General features: G+C 43.5%; 14 protein-coding genes and 1 pseudogene. 10 read left to right on the top strand and 5 right to left on the bottom strand.

The genetic code is table 11. The features are described 5' to 3' along the window. Positions 1 to 209: pseudogene (locus tag C4S61_RS17900) on the bottom strand (IS5/IS1182 family transposase); the annotation flags it as partial. Between the two features lie 196 nt (positions 210 to 405). Next, positions 406 to 546 carry a hypothetical protein gene (locus C4S61_RS21910; RefSeq protein ID WP_160111269.1) on the bottom strand — a complete coding sequence of 47 codons (141 nt, stop codon included), beginning with the start codon at positions 544 to 546 and terminating at the stop codon, positions 406 to 408. Between the two features lie 272 nt (positions 547 to 818). Here C4S61_RS21910 and C4S61_RS17895 point away from each other — a divergent pair, with 272 nt between their 5' ends. The 4 genes from C4S61_RS17895 (at position 819) to C4S61_RS17880 (ending at position 3151) form a co-directional block, all read left to right on the top strand. Further along, positions 819 to 1265, top strand: coding sequence for a DUF4440 domain-containing protein (locus C4S61_RS17895; RefSeq protein ID WP_103926168.1), 447 nt, complete (start codon positions 819 to 821; stop codon positions 1263 to 1265). A gap of 67 nt (positions 1266 to 1332) precedes the next feature. Next, positions 1333 to 1707, top strand: coding sequence for a hypothetical protein (locus C4S61_RS17890; protein WP_103926167.1), 375 nt, complete (start codon positions 1333 to 1335; stop codon positions 1705 to 1707). A gap of 112 nt (positions 1708 to 1819) precedes the next feature. After that, complete coding sequence (locus tag C4S61_RS17885) at positions 1820 to 2524, top strand: NUDIX hydrolase (RefSeq protein WP_103926166.1); 705 nt, start codon at positions 1820 to 1822, stop codon at positions 2522 to 2524. Between the two features lie 3 nt (positions 2525 to 2527). Then, the gene (locus C4S61_RS17880; protein WP_103926165.1) at positions 2528 to 3151 is read left to right on the top strand and encodes a carboxylesterase family protein; all 624 of its coding nucleotides are present in this window, start codon (positions 2528 to 2530) and stop codon (positions 3149 to 3151) included. A gap of 80 nt (positions 3152 to 3231) precedes the next feature. Here the strand turns inward: C4S61_RS17880 and scpA are convergent, their stop codons facing one another. Together scpA and C4S61_RS17870 are read right to left on the bottom strand one after the other, a co-directional pair. Next, positions 3232 to 5355, bottom strand: coding sequence for a methylmalonyl-CoA mutase (scpA, locus tag C4S61_RS17875; protein WP_103926164.1), 2124 nt, complete (start codon positions 5353 to 5355; stop codon positions 3232 to 3234). After that, positions 5352 to 6746 carry a methylmalonyl-CoA mutase family protein gene (locus C4S61_RS17870; protein WP_103926163.1) on the bottom strand — a complete coding sequence of 465 codons (1395 nt, stop codon included), beginning with the start codon at positions 6744 to 6746 and terminating at the stop codon, positions 5352 to 5354. The genes scpA and C4S61_RS17870 overlap by 4 nt, the downstream gene beginning before the upstream one ends. A 366-nt stretch (positions 6747 to 7112) precedes the next feature. On the opposite strand from C4S61_RS17870, the gene dnaA reads away from it, so the two are divergent. Beyond that, the gene (dnaA, locus tag C4S61_RS17865; protein ID WP_103926162.1) at positions 7113 to 8528 is read left to right on the top strand and encodes a chromosomal replication initiator protein DnaA; all 1416 of its coding nucleotides are present in this window, start codon (positions 7113 to 7115) and stop codon (positions 8526 to 8528) included. A 53-nt stretch (positions 8529 to 8581) separates the two neighbouring features. Here the strand turns inward: dnaA and C4S61_RS17860 are convergent, their stop codons facing one another. Beyond that, the gene (locus C4S61_RS17860; RefSeq protein WP_103926161.1) at positions 8582 to 9121 is read right to left on the bottom strand and encodes a hypothetical protein; all 540 of its coding nucleotides are present in this window, start codon (positions 9119 to 9121) and stop codon (positions 8582 to 8584) included. 439 nt (positions 9122 to 9560) lie between these two features. Between C4S61_RS17860 and purN the strand changes: the two genes are divergently transcribed. The 5 genes from purN to C4S61_RS17835 all read left to right on the top strand — a co-directional run bounded on the left by purN (position 9561) and on the right by C4S61_RS17835 (position 15800). Beyond that, positions 9561 to 10118: a phosphoribosylglycinamide formyltransferase gene (gene purN, locus C4S61_RS17855; protein ID WP_103926160.1), complete on the top strand. Its 558-nt coding sequence runs from the start codon at positions 9561 to 9563 to the stop codon at positions 10116 to 10118. Positions 10119 to 10483: 365 nt separating this feature from the next. After that, complete coding sequence (locus C4S61_RS17850) at positions 10484 to 11284, top strand: hypothetical protein (RefSeq protein ID WP_103926159.1); 801 nt, start codon at positions 10484 to 10486, stop codon at positions 11282 to 11284. A 189-nt stretch (positions 11285 to 11473) separates the two neighbouring features. Next, positions 11474 to 13000, top strand: coding sequence for a bifunctional phosphoribosylaminoimidazolecarboxamide formyltransferase/IMP cyclohydrolase (gene purH / locus C4S61_RS17845; RefSeq protein ID WP_103926158.1), 1527 nt, complete (start codon positions 11474 to 11476; stop codon positions 12998 to 13000). A gap of 336 nt (positions 13001 to 13336) precedes the next feature. Next, positions 13337 to 14830, top strand: coding sequence for a cysteine--tRNA ligase (cysS, locus tag C4S61_RS17840; RefSeq protein WP_103926157.1), 1494 nt, complete (start codon positions 13337 to 13339; stop codon positions 14828 to 14830). Further along, a complete protein-coding gene (locus tag C4S61_RS17835) occupies positions 14820 to 15800 on the top strand; it encodes a M28 family peptidase (protein WP_103926156.1) in 981 nt (326 codons plus the stop codon). The genes cysS and C4S61_RS17835 overlap by 11 nt, the downstream gene beginning before the upstream one ends. Position 15801: the final 1 nt, after the last annotated feature.

The raw sequence follows: 15801 nt of genomic DNA, 5'->3' as shown, positions 1-15801 counted from the left end.
ATGGTTTTAAGCAACAGGTACTTAAACATCCGAACAGGGCTTTGAGCCATACGTCCGTTATTAGTACAGTATTTATTAACCAGCTCTTGGTAAACAAAACTAAAATCTATGATGTCATTAATCTTTCGAAGAAGATTGTCCTTTGGCACTATCAAATCATAAATGGAGCCATACTCACTGAACTTAATCTTTTGTTGATGTAACAGCATGAAATTGAGTATTTTATACACAAAAAGATACAAAAAAAGGTGTAGAAAAGTAATTTTCTTACACCTTTTTTTACTAACAATTAACCATTAAAGGACTTTTTCAGTGGCCTCTCTGAGACGGGTGGTTTTTTTATATTACTCGAATAGGAGAATCAGTGGCAATCTGCGTGTTTTTCTGCGTTGATCTGCGGGAGATCTAGCATATCCACTCCAAAAAGTTATCCTTTGACACCGCATTCCACTTCGCATCAGGATAGGCCTTGGCAAAAGCAGCAGGTACCTTTGGCTTTCCAATCTGATTTAGGATCTTTTTTGCAACAAACCGTGGAATCTCCATATTACTGAACCTCAATTTTGACGAATTATTCAAGGAATAAATCCCTTTGACCGGCGCGATTTACATTAATTACGTCAATCAAGCAGCTTAATTTACATTTATTGCGACGGTAAACCATCCTAATTGACATTTTATGAGTAGGCAATCGCTAAAGTCAAAAAGTTGAACACTTCTACTTTCTCATTTTTGGGATTATGAAACGACGGTAAACCAATCATAAAAGGATTACTTGAATTTTCATTAACTTTCTTCCTTATCAATCCTCAAAAAAAATGAGAACCCTAATCCTCTTTCTTTTTTTGATTCCTTCTTTAGCATTTACTCAAGTAAGTGATGACCAAAAAGAATCAGCTCAAAAGATCACCCAATTAATCAGCCATTACTCGGAAGCCAGAGAAGCCCAAGACACCGTTTTACTCAAACGTATTTTGACCGAAGACATTGACCAATTGGTCTCAAGCGGAGAATGGAGAAATGGCTTGGAGGAGTCAATAAAAGGAATGCAAAACAGCACCCAATCCAATCCGGGTAGTCGTAGGCTTAAAGTAGAAAAAATCAAGTTTCTATCGGAAGAAATTGCCCTGGCGGACTGCCGCTACATTATTACTTCACCTGATGGGACCGAAAGAAACATGTGGAGTAGTTTTGTTTTGATTGAAAAAGCAGGAAAATGGAAAATCGCTGCAATTCGAAACATGAATCCTGCTTCTTCACGTTAATTTCCTGCTAATATTTTGAAGCGTTTCAAGTCTCGGATTCGTTAATGTATCAAAACAAAAAACGCTTATGAAGTGGATCAGCATCATCGTTTTAGCGGGACTAATGTCTTCCTGTCAACTCTTTGGAGAGGAAGGCAAAAGCTATCGCCTCGATGAATTGGAGCAACTGGAGAAAGATATCATCCAGCTATCGGAATCGGTTTCCTGCACCAATTCCGCAGAATGGAACTCAACTGCCATGGGCAGTAAGGCCTGCGGTGGACCCACTCGATATATTGCTTATCATCGCAGTGTGGAGTCATCTTTTTTAGATTTAGTAGCGCAATACACCACTTTACAGCAAGCGTACAATGAAAAATTCAATGTGGTGTCGGATTGCATGTTGATCGTTGCCCCAAAGTCAGTCACTTGCGAAGGCGGTAAACCTATCCTGGTGTACTGAATAAAAATATTTTCGTAGACTCGTGAACTTGATATTCTATTGTTTCAATTTGAGACAATTCTAATTGCTTCTACCGAAAATTCCTACTTACTTCGAACAGAATAACCCCAAAATGGCATTACCCGACACATCGCAATACATTCCCCATCTCGCTTACGATTCGGTCGTTTTCGGTTTTTCTAAAGGCAAACTAAAAATTCTACTCATGGAATACCATGCCACAGGATGGTATGCGCTTCCCGGTGGGTTTGTAAGAAAAGCCGAAAACCTGGAAGATGCCGTCAAAAGAGGCTTATTTGAACGGACTGGTCTGAAGGAAATCTATTTGAAGCAGTTTCACACTTTTGGTGACAGGTCACGTTACCAGCCCAAGGTGATGAAAACTATCCTCGAGGCCAACGGCCACGCTATTCCAGAAAACTATTGGATGCTTGATCGTTTTTTTTCCGTTGCCTACTACGCACTCATCGACCATGAAAAAGTAACATTGACCCCTGACAACCTCTCGGATTCCATTGCTTGGTATGAAATAGATCGATTGCCTAAACTGATTTTCGATCATGATAAAATTGTCCAAAAAGCCCTTCAAACCCTTAGGGAAAACTTGGATCGCAACTTGATCGGGGGAAATCTACTTCCTGATCGATTTACTATGAATGAGCTGCAAGCTGTGTATGAGGCAATTTTAGGAGAAAAGCTGCGAAGAACCAGCTTTCAGCGCAAGATGCTCAGTTTGGATATCCTCGACCGGCACGAAAAACTCTATACCGGAAAAAGTCACAAAGCCCCTTTTCTTTACAGCTTTAAATTAACCTAACCCATGTTCAAAAGTCCGTCTGGAGTGAGACAGGCTTTTGAGGAGGGTAAATTCGCTGATGTCCCCCTGCTGACAGGATGGAATGCTGATGATCAGGTATCCGGAAATCAAGCCACATCTCCGGCTGAATTTATTGCCAATGCCAAAAAACAATACGGAGGCCGCGCCGGAGAGTACTTGAAGCTTTTCCCTGCAGGAAATGAAGCAGAACTACAGGAGACCTTGAAAACTATCGGAGTCCTTGGCTTTGGCTTTCAAAATTATACTTGGGCTCGAATGCAAACCGAAAAAGGTCAAAATGATGCTTACCTCTATTACTTCACACGAGTTCCTCCCGGTGAGCCAAATTATGGAGCCTTTCATTCGGCAGAATTCAGCTGTGCACTCCATACGCTGAGAAAATGGAACAGACCTTTTGAGCAGGCTGATTATGATTTGGAAAAAACCATGTCTGACTACTGGGTAAACTTTGTGAAAACAGGAAACCCAAACGGCGATGGTCTACCTGAATGGCCGGTATTTGATCCGGCAAACCCACTTGTCCTTGAACTCGGCGCGGAAGTCAAAACACGGGCTTTACCTTATTGGGAGCAAATGAAGCTTATGGAAGAATTGCAAAAAAAATGATTCCTGAACTGATACAGGAAGATGATATGGCTTGCATCAACTAATTAGAATTCCCTGATTCATTTGATTAATTCATTTGATTAAAAGTCTCGCATCAGCCTTTCCAAAATCTGAATAGCAGCCTCCGAAAGCACAGTGCCCGGGCCGAAAACAGCCGAAACACCTGCTTCAAATAGAAAATCATAATCCTTCTGAGGAATCACTCCTCCTGCCACTACCATGATATCCGGACGACCGAGTTCTCGCAAAGCATTAATCAACTGAGGCACCAACGTCTTATGCCCGGCGGCAAGAGAAGATGCCCCTACAATGTGAACATCGTTTTCTATTGCCTGCTCGGCCACTTCCTGTGGTGTCTGAAATAATGGCCCGATATCCACATCAAAGCCCAAATCTGCGAAACCCGTAGCGATAACTTTCGCACCGCGGTCATGTCCATCCTGCCCCATTTTCGCCACCAAAATACGGGGGCGACGGCCCTCCAACTCGGCGAAGCGGTCTGATAATTCCTGAGCTTTTTTGAATGAATCCTGATTTTTCACTTCTGCTGCATATACTCCTGAGATGGCTTGGGTTTGGGCTTTGTGGCGTCCAAAGACTCGCTCCATCGCATCGGAGATTTCTCCCAAAGTAGCCCTTTTTCGCGCTGCTTCCACCGCCAAAGCCAGTAAATTGACTCCGCCTAACTTTGCAGCTTCTGTGATCGCTTCTAAGCTTTTATCTACTTCTTCCTGATTTCGTTTTGATTTCACTTGCTGCAATCGAGCAATTTGAGAATCTCTGACGGCTTGATTGTCCACATCACGGACTTCGATCTCACTCTTTTCATTTACCTGATAGCGATTTACCCCGACGATGATATCCCGCCCGCTGTCAATTCTAGCCTGCTTTTTTGCTGCCGCTTCTTCGATTCTAAGTTTTGGAAGTCCTGTTTCGATGGCTTTTGCCATTCCACCCAGTCCTTCCACTTCCTCGATCAGCGTCCAGGCTCTTTGCACCAGCTGATCTGTCAAATACTCAACATAATAAGAACCACCCCATGGATCTACCACTTGTGTGATCCCTGTCTCTTCCTGCAGTACCAATTGGGTGTTTCTGGCGATTCGAGCTGAAAAATCCGTAGGCAGGGCTATCGCCTCATCCAGGGAATTGGTGTGGAGCGATTGGGTATGACCCATAGCCGCAGCCAAAGCCTCGATGGCTGTCCGAGTGACATTGTTAAACGGATCCTGCTCGGTCAGCGACCAACCGGAAGTCTGGCAGTGAGTTCGTAAAGCAAGTGACTTGGGATCTTTTGGATTAAACTGCTTGACAATCTTTGCCCAGAGTAGCCTTCCTGCACGCATTTTGGCGATTTCCATGAAATAGTTCATTCCAATAGCCCAGAAAAAAGAAAGTCTTGGCGCAAAATCATCAATATCCAAACCTGCTTTAATTCCGGTTCTAAGGTATTCAAGACCATCCGCGAGGGTATAGGCCAACTCCAAATCCGCCGTAGCTCCAGCCTCTTGCATGTGATAGCCTGAGATCGATATGGAATTGAACTTGGGCATCTTTTGGGAGGTGAATTCAAAAATATCCGCGATCAACTTCATACTGGGCTGAGGAGGATAGATATAGGTATTACGCACCATAAACTCCTTCAAAATGTCATTTTGGATCGTGCCTGATAGTTGCTCCGGCTTCACTCCCTGCTCCTCGGCTGCCACGATGAAAAATGCCAAAATAGGAATTACAGCACCATTCATAGTCATGGAAACTGACATCTGATCCAATGGAATCTGGTCAAAAAGGATCTTCATATCCTCTACTGTATCGATGGCAACTCCGGCCTTTCCCACATCACCCTGCACGCGGGGATGGTCGGAATCATAGCCTCGGTGCGTCGCCAAATCAAATGCAACGGAAAGCCCCTTTTGTCCTCCGGCAAGATTTTTTCGGTAGAAGGCATTGGACTCCTCGGCGGTAGAAAAACCAGCATATTGACGAATCGTCCAAGGACGCTGTACGTACATCGTGCTATAAGGGCCGCGAAGAAATGGGGGAATTCCGGCTGCGTAGGCAAGGTGATGCAGTTTTTCAATTTCCCCCGAGTCAAATCGATCAGGAATTGGTATCTGCTCAGGAGACTCCCAAATCGTTTGTTTTATCTGGTCTTTTGGACCGTAGACGCTGGTTTTCCAAAATTTAAAGTCAGGTCTCATGCTTGGTTTTGATTTTGAAGCTCTACCAAATAGGAAACCCTGCTTGGTTTCAATTCCTTCATTTCTTCTTCGAAAGGAATAAAATCCAGGTCATTTTTTAGGCTTGAAGAAGCAGAAAATCTATTCACTCCAATCTTGGTAGCTTTTCCGATCAGCACCTCATTTTGTTTTTTCATCCGAGCTTCCCTTACTTTATCCTGGATTTGATTTTTTTCAAATGCAGCCTTCCAGCCTCCCTTTTCTTCCAAAACCTGAATTCCCTCCTTAGTTTTTTTCATAATTTCAGAAACTAAAAAATCCAAGTAATACGATCCTGCTGTGGGATCAGCGACTTTGTCTAAGTAGGATTCATGGATCAAGATCGAAGAAACGTTTCTAGCGATCCGAAGCTCCAATTCATTTGCTTTATCCTGCTGAATCGGCACAACCCATAGTCCATTTGCACCGCCCATTACCGCCGCCATTGCCTCATAGGTTTGGCGGATGAGATTGGTATTCGCGTCCAAAGTGGATTTGGACCAATCGGATGTCTTGGAGAGAATAAAACTATCCCGAGGACTTCGGTCAATTCCATATTGAAAAGCAAGCTCGGAAGCAAAAAACCGAATGGCTTTTAATTTGGCGATTTCAGGAAAATGCAAATCACCTACCGCCGTGAAAATTCCGCTTTTCTCAAAAATAACTTTAGGTTCAATCCCAGATTGATCAATCAATTCGATGATCTCTCCAAACCCAAAAATCAATTCATCGAGTCCAGAGGCGCCAGCTTCGGCATATCGACTAAAGTTAAATTGAAAGGAATGAAAATTTTTCGATTTAGGACTTGAAGCAATGACAGCTTTCAAAATTTGAATTGCCTGGTCCAAACTTTTCTCCCCACTAAAAAGAAGATCCATCGGCGACCAGAGCATACCTCCATTGATCTCCATTTCATTTATGCCCGTACTTTCAGTCCAAGTAAGAAAGGACTTCATAGCAAGCAAGGGATCTCCGAGCGGCTTGACCAAAATAGAGATGTATTCAGCTTGAACACCTTTTAAAAGGTGGTCCAGTTTTTCATTTCCATCCAAATACAGAATTAACCCACTTGCTCCGTTTTCCAAAGCATTCAGCACCTCTTTATTGGATGTTTTAGGGTAAACTGCAGAAAAATTCACCCAATTTCTGGAAGGAAAGCCTGAAAAATCAGAAGCCTTTTCAAAACAATTCTTCGGAATTTCAGGAAGATGAGCCAAATCTTCCTTGGTATAAAAAGGCTCGATTTCAATTTCCTCCCAAAGCTTGGTAGTCAAACTTTGTTTAAAATCCTTCCCTTTCAAATCCTTTTTTGCCTGATTTATCCAAGCCGCTTTATTGGTAGGTGAAAAGTCTTCAAAAAGATCGCTGTTCATTTTTGGGTTTATTAAATCCTCATTTGGGATAGGGCCAAAAATAAGAAATGACCGGTAAATTGTCAGTTAGAAATTGATTTCAATATTAATTGCCAACCATTAATTCTAAACCGCTAACTATCAATTACTAAACAGAAATTCTGTATTTTATCAAAACATCATCTGAAAATTCAGGTAAAAAAAATAACAGTGAGTCATTCAATTTGGAATGAAATTTTCGCAGAATATTATTCTGTTACCGACAATAATTCTTTAAAAATTGACTTTTTCAAGCCCATTTGGATTTTTTATTTAAGTTAATTTTCCACAAATTTGACCCCCTTGCAACTGTCAAGGATCCCAGGATTATAATCTAATCATTTCTAAATGAGTTTGGAAGCTAGCGCCGTATGGAATGAGTGTTTGCGTGTGATAGAACAACACGTCAACGAGCAGAGCTTTTCGACTTGGTTTAAGCCAATCAACCCGATCAAGCTGGAAGGTTCCAGTTTGACAATTCAGGTTCCTAGCCAATTTTTTTACGAATGGTTGGAGGATAACTACGTGCAAGTGCTAAAACTTGCCATCAAAAACACCTTGGGTCAAAATGGCCGATTGGAGTATGCTGTAGTAATAGACAAAGGCAATTCCAACAATCAGCCCTATGTGGTTTCTTTTCCGCAGGGGAATGCATCCGGCAAAAAAAACAATCCTCAGGCAGAAGTAAAAACACCCTTTGAGATGCAGTCACTGAATGCGGACATGCTGACGCAAAGCAACCTCAATCCATCCTATTCCTTTAGCACCTACATTGAGGGAGATTGCAACAGACTCGCACGATCTGCAGGATTCGCTGTGGCTACCAAGCCCGGCATTACTTCTTTTAATCCGCTGATGGTCTACGGAGGTGTAGGCTTGGGAAAAACTCACCTCGTTCAGGCAATCGGAAATGAAATAAAGAATGGTCCTGATGACAAATTTGTGCTTTATGTATCGTCTGAAAAATTTGTAAATCAATTTATGGATTCCATCAAAGACGGTAACGTAAAGAGCTTCACCAATTTCTACATGCAAGTGGATGTCCTGATCATCGATGACATTCAGTTTTTGGCCGGCAAAGACCGGACACAGGAGATGTTTTTCCACATCTTCAACCACCTGCATCAGAACAAAAAGCAGATTATCATGACCTCAGACTGTCCTCCCAGGGATCTGAAAGGACTTGAGGAGCGATTGCTTTCCCGATTCAAATGGGGGCTGACAGCAGACTTGCAAATGCCCGATTTCGAAACCCGGGTGGCTATCGTTCGCCGCAAAATGCAATCTGAGGGAATCTTCATTCCGGATGACGTGGTGGAATATTTGGCTTACTCAGTGGACACCAATGTCCGGGAACTGGAAGGAATTCTGATTTCCCTGATCGCTCACGCTTCTCTGAATCGTGTCGAGATCAACCTCGAGCTGGCCAAAACAGTGATCAAAAACTTCATCAAAGACATCGAAACGGAAGTCGGCATTGATTTTATCCAAAAAGCCGTTTCAGAATACTTCGGGATTCAGCTGGAAGATCTGAAAGCCAAAACCCGTAAAAAAGAGATCGTAATCGCCCGTCAGGTAGCAATGTATTTTTCAAAAGAATTCACCAACCATTCACTCAAGTCGATCGGTTATCATTTTGGTGGTCGGGATCACAGTACAGTGATCCATGCCGTGCAGACAGTGAACGACATGATTGAAACTGACTCCGGATTTAAGCATTCGGTCGGTGAACTCAAGAAGAAATTCAAAATGAGATCTTATTGATCTGGATCTTTCTCCCTTTTTAAATAAGTTCAAACGCGGGGTCTGCTACCGACCTAGTCCTTCCCACTCCCCTTAAACTGATCTTCTTTATAAGCAAAAAGCACATTGAAGGTCGTCAAGGAACCGTAGCATCGCGTAATGTATTGCTGTAGGTTCACCCGATCCTCATCGTCAAGTTTGGGGTGATTGTTGATATTTTGCTCGAGCACCCGGAGCTTTTCCCTCACCATGACGATCTTGTGAAAGAAGGTCTCCACCGGTATTTCCTTGGTTTGAAGATTTTTATCGGATGGTTCAATCACCAGTGTCCCTCCCATCCATTTCCCTCCCAAAGGAACCAAAGGTGCACGTTCTGAGGTAGCAATCAATGCTTCGCGTATCGCACGCTCCACATCTTTCATGGTAAGCATAGGAAAGTCGGGAACTTTTGCCTCCACGACCGAGAAGCCTTCGTAATCCCGAGCAAGGGTTTTGACTTCCTCTGTATTGGAAAAATAAATTTTAAAATACGTCTCATCCACAGAGACTATGACTCCGGTTCCAAATTTAGGATGACCGATTCGGCTGCCCACTCCTAGTTCGCTTGCTGACATGACTTTTTAAAAAAGGTTGATTTCCTGCCAAAATAAAAAGAAAGCTCGGAATCTATGAGGTGTTGAATTCAAACTTTAAACAGAAAAAAGAATCTGTAACTTTTCCTGACCTCAAGCATGACACTTTGCCCTGAATGAAACAAATTTTTCCGGAATTGAGGGCAATTTTTCGCAGCTCAAATTACTGGGAGGCATTAAGCGGGTACCGATGATTTTAAGCATCCCGCTGGTGACCATTTCCCGAATCTGGAACGGTTCACCGGATGTGCTTTCAGTTCTAGACACCAGTCCCCAAAATCTTGTTTCAAATCTCCTGGATCTTACTTCAGACCAGTTGCCTCAAATTTTTTGTCTCTTGATCCAAAATTCTTGATACTTGCACCTTGATACTAGATACCCACATCTTGTTACTCGCTTCTAGCCTCTTTTCTCTTAAAAAATGATCAAACTAGCCATCCTCGCCTCCGGTAGCGGCTCCAATGCCGAAAAGATCATGGAACATTTTCAAGGTTCCACCAAAGCTGAAATTGCCTTGATTGCTTCCAACAAGGCCAATGCCTTTGTGTTGGAGCGTGCCAAAAAGTTTGGGGTTCCTACTTTTACTTTCACACGAAAAGAAATGGATGCGGGAGTGCTTTTGGCCAAACTTCAGGAAGAAAAAATCGATTGGGTGATTTTGGCTGGCTTTTTACTCAAAATCCCGGAAGATCTTATTCGGGCATTTCCAGACCGAATGGTCAATATCCACCCGGCACTTTTACCGAAATATGGAGGAAAAGGCATGTACGGACACCATGTCCACGAAGCCGTAAAAGCCGCAGGAGATACGGAAACCGGCATTACCATCCACTTAGTCAATGAGCATTATGATGAGGGGAAAATCATCTTCCAAGCCGCGACAAAAGTAACCCAAGACGACACTCCTGATACAATCGCCCAAAAAGTCCATGTTTTGGAACATCGGTATTTCCCAGAGGTCATTGCTGGTTTGATTTGATCTCCAAGGCCATCGCTTTCAGCGTTCTGACCTTTGGAATTGCTAAGCTGTAATTTTTAGCAGTCCGATCAGGGGACTTAGGTTTGTTTGTTTCAACTAAGCAGAATTCTTCTTAAACTGATTTCTCGGGAGTCTCCCGGGTTAGATTTATCTACTAAAGTAATTTTTTAAATCGTCTAACTTTTAATCTTAATTCCCAGAAAGGTCAATTAAAATCTAAGAATTTTCACTTTTTATCAAAAAATACCCTGTAGAGGGTATTGCTATAAGTTTCGGTAGATATTATTTTAGTGAAAATTTTAATTGTCCAGCGGGACTAAATCAAAAATAGATCTTTTAAACGCGGTTTTTCAGTATATAAAATAATGTCTCAGCTTTTTATAGTCCTTTTAGGCCTGCTCGTACTGGGCATTGCTCTCTACATCTCTTTGCGAAAGAAAACATCGAGAAAACCCGTGGAACCGGAAGAGTTAAAGCAATCCTTAGAGCCTGAAAAAGATGAAGTTACTGAAGTCGGAGAAACAAAACCTACCTACATCCTGGAGGAAGCAATCCACCTTGCCCTGGAAGACGGAAAGCTATCCAAGGGAGAAGAGGTCATGCTCAGGAAGAAGGCTATGCTTGTAGGTAAAGATCCCGACATACTGATTCAACAACTTCGCGAAGATCTTTTCGGTTTAGAAGAAGACGAATGCAAAGAAGTTGACCCCGATTTCAATCCTGGACTCATTTTCGAGAAGTACGTGGTGCAGAAGTTTAATCCACAATTTTTTCGTCTGGATCATTGGGCAGGAGAAAGGTTTATTGCAGATCGCTATACCAGTACAGTTCTCAATCCCGATATTCAGGTGACGATCAATACCGCAGCAGGCAGTTTTCCTCTGGCTATAGAATGTAAATGGCGTAGCCGACAGAAAGGGGATTACATCTGGTTTGCGGAGGATAGTCAGCTTAAAGAATATCAGCGATTTGCGAAAGAGACCGGAAGGCCAACCTTTATCGTGCTTGGCCTAGGCGGTCATCCAGGAGGCCCTGAAGATGTTTACCTTATTCCTGTCAATGCCTTCAGGCGCGGAACCCAACACCACGCAAGCCTCACCCATTACCGTAAGCCCAACCCTGAACAGGGCTTTTTCTACGATGTGGAAAGCGGAGGGTTGATGTGATTCCATTTAAGAAAAAGGCATTCTTTTTAGGTGATCGATTATCAGAATGATTAGCTTGTCTCGCTCAAAAAATCCACAACCTTCGGTATAAATTCACCTTGTTGGGCAAATCGCGAATCTTACTTTTCCTACCTCCTCATTTTTCCTACCTTTGTGCCATCCAAAGATTTCATCCAAATCCATTCCTAAATGGCCATCAAAAAAATACAATCTGCCCTCATATCTGTCTATTACAAGGACAACCTCGAGCCTATCATCGCCTTGTTAAAACAACATGGCGTAAAGCTCTACTCTACGGGAGGAACCCAGAAATTTATCGAAGAGCAAGGCGCTGAAGTCATCCCTGTTGAAGAATTGACCAGCTATCCTTCCATTTTCGGAGGAAGAGTGAAGACCCTCCACCCGAAAATCTTCGGGGGAATTCTCCAACGAAGGGACCACGACGGGGATCGAGGACAGGCAATTGAATATGATATTCCTGCTATAGATCTCGTCATTGTCGATTTGTATCCGTTCGAAGAAACTGTAGCTTCTGGCGCGTCTGAGACGGATATTATTGAGAAAATCGACATTGGAGGAATCTCCCTCATTCGTGCAGCCGCGAAAAATTTCAAAGACGTGGTCATCATCGCTTCCAGAGCACAATACGGCGAACTTGAGGCCAAGCTTTCTGAGCAAGACGGAGGCACCACTATGGAGGACCGAAGGTATTTTGCTGCTCAGGCTTTCCAAATTTCTTCCAATTACGACACGCATATTTTCAACTATTTCAACAAAAAAGAGAATATTCCTGCTCTGAAAGTTTCAGAAACCAAAGCCAAAGCCCTCCGATATGGAGAAAACCCACACCAAGCGGCACATTTTTTTGGGGATATGGAGGCACTTTTTGACCAATTGAACGGTAAGGAACTTTCCTACAACAACCTGGTGGACGTGGATGCAGCCGTAAATCTGATCGCTGAATTTCAAGGAAATACAGCTTTTGCAATTCTAAAACACACCAATGCCTGCGGTGTCGCTTTAGCTCCGACCGTACAGGAAGCTTACAAAAAAGCATTTGAAGCGGACACTACTTCAGCTTTTGGAGGAGTTTTAGTCACCAATCAAACGGTGGATTTGGCAGCTGCAGAAGAAATGCATTCCCTGTTTTTTGAGGTATTGATCGCGCCACAGTATACAGAGGACGCCTTGAATCTACTGAAAGGCAAGAAAAACAGAATTCTTCTTCGTCAGAAAATGGACCTGCCAGGCACCAAAATGATCAAAACCTTGCTGAATGGGATCATCGAGCAGGACAAAGATTTGGCTACTGAGACCAAGGATGACTTCAAAGTAGTAACCAAAGTTTCCCCTACTGAGAAAGAATTGGACGCTTTGGTTTTTGCAGCCAAAGTCTGTAAACACACCAAGTCTAACACGATCATCCTGAGCAACGACACCCAACTCTTCTCCAGTGGTGTGGGACAAACTTCCAGAGTGGATGCCTTACGCCAGGCCATTGCTAAAGCAAGGGAATTTGGTTTTGACTTGAAAGGTGCCGTCATGGCCTCGGACGCCTTCTTCCCATTCCCCGATTGCGTAGAAATCGCATATAAAGCAGGAATTACAGCTGTCGTCCAGCCAGGCGGATCGATCAAAGATCAAGACAGTATTGCCTTCTGCGATGCGCACGGCATGAGCATGGTGATGACTGGCGTGAGACATTTTAAGCATTGAAAAAAAAGCAAGGCACTAGAAACAAGATGCTAGACTTAAGACCTCCGGTTCGAATTGGAATCGGAGGTTTTCCGTTTTTTTAACATTAAGAAATTCATGGAATTAAGAAGAAATGGACAGGACTTCTACAGAAATCCTCTTCAATGACCTTTGTTTCTCAGCGTTTAGAAAAATTTGGACTTTTGCAAAGTTAGAAATAGCGCCTTTGGAAAACTTAAGTTCTCCTCTGCTTGAATTCTTTTCATTTCCCCGCCTGAATCCTCTAATTTGCACCCTTAAATCAAAATCGGATTAATCCCATACTTGGTACCTTGTACTTCGTATTCCGTACATTCTATGAAATCGCATCAACTCAAACTCTATAATACACTTTCCCGACAAAAGGAAGATTTTGCACCACTCAGTCCTCCGTTTGTCGGAATGTACGTCTGCGGACCGACTGTTTATGGGGATGCTCACTTAGGCCACGGCCGACCTGCTATTACATTTGACACGGTGAATCGCTATTTGACTCATTTGGGTTATCGGGTTCGCTATGTTCGGAACATCACCGATGTAGGGCACCTTCAAGGCGATGCAGATGAAGGGGAAGATAAAATAGCTAAAAAGGCCAAGTTGGAAAAGTTGGAACCGATGGAAGTAGCCCAACAGTATACAGACACCTACCATCGGGACATGGCTTTGCTCAATACCTGGAAGCCGAACATCGAACCCCGCGCTACAGGTCATATTCCCGAGCAAATCGCCTTGGTCGAAGCCATTTTGAATGAAGGTTTGGCCTATGAAGTGAATGGTTCGGTCTATTTCGATGTGTTGAAATACAATAAAAGCTACCAATATGGAAAACTTTCCGGGCGAGTTCTGGACGAACTGATGAGTGGAAGCCGGGATTTGGACGGACAGGGAGAAAAACGAAATGCTGTAGATTTCGCCCTTTGGAAAAATGCCTCGCCAGAGCACCTGATGAAATGGGATTCTCCTTGGGGCGTGGGTTTTCCGGGCTGGCACCTCGAGTGTACAGCTATGAGTTCAAAATATCTGGGAACCCAGTTTGACATTCACGGTGGGGGTATGGACCTGATGTTCCCGCATCATGAGTGCGAAATCGCACAGGCCAACGCCTGCAATCACCACGATCCCGCCAAATACTGGATGCACAATAACATGATCACGATCAACGGTCAGAAGATGGGCAAATCATTGGGGAATTTCATCAACCTGCAGGAGCTTTTCACCGGAAACCATAAACTTCTGGAGCAAGCCTACAGCCCTATGACGATCCGATACTTCATGTTGACGGCTCATTATCGGTCTACCTTGGACTTCTCCAATGATGCACTAAAAGCTGCGAAAAAAGGATACAAGAAGCTTATCAATGGACTCCGGATCGCCAGAGCAATTGCGTTTGTGCCAAATCCGGAAGCTGAACAAGATCAGGAGCAAATCCAACAGGTCGAGCAAAGCATTGCTGCGGCCTATCGTGCGATGGATGACGATTTCAACACTGCGCAGGCGATCGGTCACTTGTTTAATTTATTGAAAAAGATCAACTCCATCTTCACCGGACAGCTTCAGTCAGCTGCACTGGGAGAGGAAGTCTTTTCAAAAATGAAAGAAACTTTCATCACTTTCGTAGTGGACATTTTGGGTTTGATCGAAGAAAAAGGCGAAGTACAAAACGCCATGCTGGATTTGTTGTTAAAACTCTATTCGGAAGCAAAAACAGCAAGAAATTATGCCAAGGTGGATGAAATCCGTGCGAGCCTCAAAGAAATGGGGTTCGTAGTCAAAGACATGAAGGATAAAATTGATTGGGCATATGAAGAATAGATTATGGCTGATTACATTGCTTATTTTCACCTGGGCGTGTAATGGCGAAAAAGCCACAGAAACAGTCGTAGAAGAGGTAATCAGTAAGCCCTACCCCACTTTCAATGCAGATTCAGCCTATGCTTTTGTCCAAAAACAAGTGAACTTCGGTCCTCGTGTCCCTGGAACCAAAGGCCATTCAGACACCAAAGCCTGGATGATTTCGAAGCTCCAAAGCTTTGGATGGAGCGTGCAAACGCAGGATTTTCAGGCAAAAACCTACGATGGTTTGACTTGGGACCTGAGCAACATCATCGCCTCCTACAATCCACAAGCTACTAAAAGAATCCTCCTCGCAGCACATTGGGATACTCGCAGAATTGCCGACAAAGACACGGAGCGACTGAACGAACCGATCGATGGGGCAAACGACGGAGGATCCGGCGTTGGGGTTTTGCTGGAAATTGCACGAACGATCTCCTCGCAAGAACTAAAACCAGATGTGGGTATTGACATCATTCTCTTTGACGGAGAGGATGATGGAGAACCAGAAAACACCAAGATCAGAAATAACGCGCAGGAGTTTTGGTGGTGCCACGGTTCCCGGTATTGGTCCAAAAACAAGCACATTCCTAATTATTCGGCCTTCTATGGGATTTTGGTGGATTTGGTCGGGGGGAAAAATGCCAAATTCTATCGGGAGGGGTACTCCAGACAGTATGCCGCCGGCATTGTGAGTAAAGTATGGGGAAATGCTTCCAAGATCGGTCATTCGGACTTTTTTATCCAAAAAGATGCCCCTGAGATACTCGACGATCATGCCTTTGTCAATGTCAATGCAGGAATCCCGATGATTGACATCATCGAGTTTTCGCCTGACTTCGGATTCAGCCATTATCATCATACCCACCAGGATAATATGGATCTCATAGACGTCCGAACCCTAAGGGCTGTTGGGGAGACGGTTTTATTTACAGTTTATCAAGAATAGC

This window comes from Algoriphagus boritolerans DSM 17298 = JCM 18970 (genome assembly GCF_900108085.1).
Lineage (GTDB): Bacteria > Bacteroidota > Bacteroidia > Cytophagales > Cyclobacteriaceae > Algoriphagus > Algoriphagus boritolerans.
This window is presented reverse-complemented; position numbering and strand designations above follow the sequence as displayed.

What these genes read in the sequence shown, in the direction of transcription:
- C4S61_RS21910 (WP_160111269.1), bottom strand. Translation starts at nt 546, where the DNA reads ATGGAGATTCCACGGTTTGTTGCAAAAAAGATCCTAAATCAGATTGGA.
- C4S61_RS17895 (WP_103926168.1), top strand. Translation starts at nt 819, where the DNA reads ATGAGAACCCTAATCCTCTTTCTTTTTTTGATTCCTTCTTTAGCATTT.
- C4S61_RS17890 (WP_103926167.1), top strand. Translation starts at nt 1,333, where the DNA reads ATGAAGTGGATCAGCATCATCGTTTTAGCGGGACTAATGTCTTCCTGT.
- C4S61_RS17885 (WP_103926166.1), top strand. Translation starts at nt 1,820, where the DNA reads ATGGCATTACCCGACACATCGCAATACATTCCCCATCTCGCTTACGAT.
- C4S61_RS17880 (WP_103926165.1), top strand. Translation starts at nt 2,528, where the DNA reads ATGTTCAAAAGTCCGTCTGGAGTGAGACAGGCTTTTGAGGAGGGTAAA.
- scpA (WP_103926164.1), bottom strand. Translation starts at nt 5,355, where the DNA reads ATGAGACCTGACTTTAAATTTTGGAAAACCAGCGTCTACGGTCCAAAA.
- C4S61_RS17870 (WP_103926163.1), bottom strand. Translation starts at nt 6,746, where the DNA reads ATGAACAGCGATCTTTTTGAAGACTTTTCACCTACCAATAAAGCGGCT.
- dnaA (WP_103926162.1), top strand. Translation starts at nt 7,113, where the DNA reads ATGAGTTTGGAAGCTAGCGCCGTATGGAATGAGTGTTTGCGTGTGATA.
- C4S61_RS17860 (WP_103926161.1), bottom strand. Translation starts at nt 9,121, where the DNA reads ATGTCAGCAAGCGAACTAGGAGTGGGCAGCCGAATCGGTCATCCTAAA.
- purN (WP_103926160.1), top strand. Translation starts at nt 9,561, where the DNA reads ATGATCAAACTAGCCATCCTCGCCTCCGGTAGCGGCTCCAATGCCGAA.
- C4S61_RS17850 (WP_103926159.1), top strand. Translation starts at nt 10,484, where the DNA reads ATGTCTCAGCTTTTTATAGTCCTTTTAGGCCTGCTCGTACTGGGCATT.
- purH (WP_103926158.1), top strand. Translation starts at nt 11,474, where the DNA reads ATGGCCATCAAAAAAATACAATCTGCCCTCATATCTGTCTATTACAAG.
- cysS (WP_103926157.1), top strand. Translation starts at nt 13,337, where the DNA reads ATGAAATCGCATCAACTCAAACTCTATAATACACTTTCCCGACAAAAG.
- C4S61_RS17835 (WP_103926156.1), top strand. Translation starts at nt 14,820, where the DNA reads ATGAAGAATAGATTATGGCTGATTACATTGCTTATTTTCACCTGGGCG.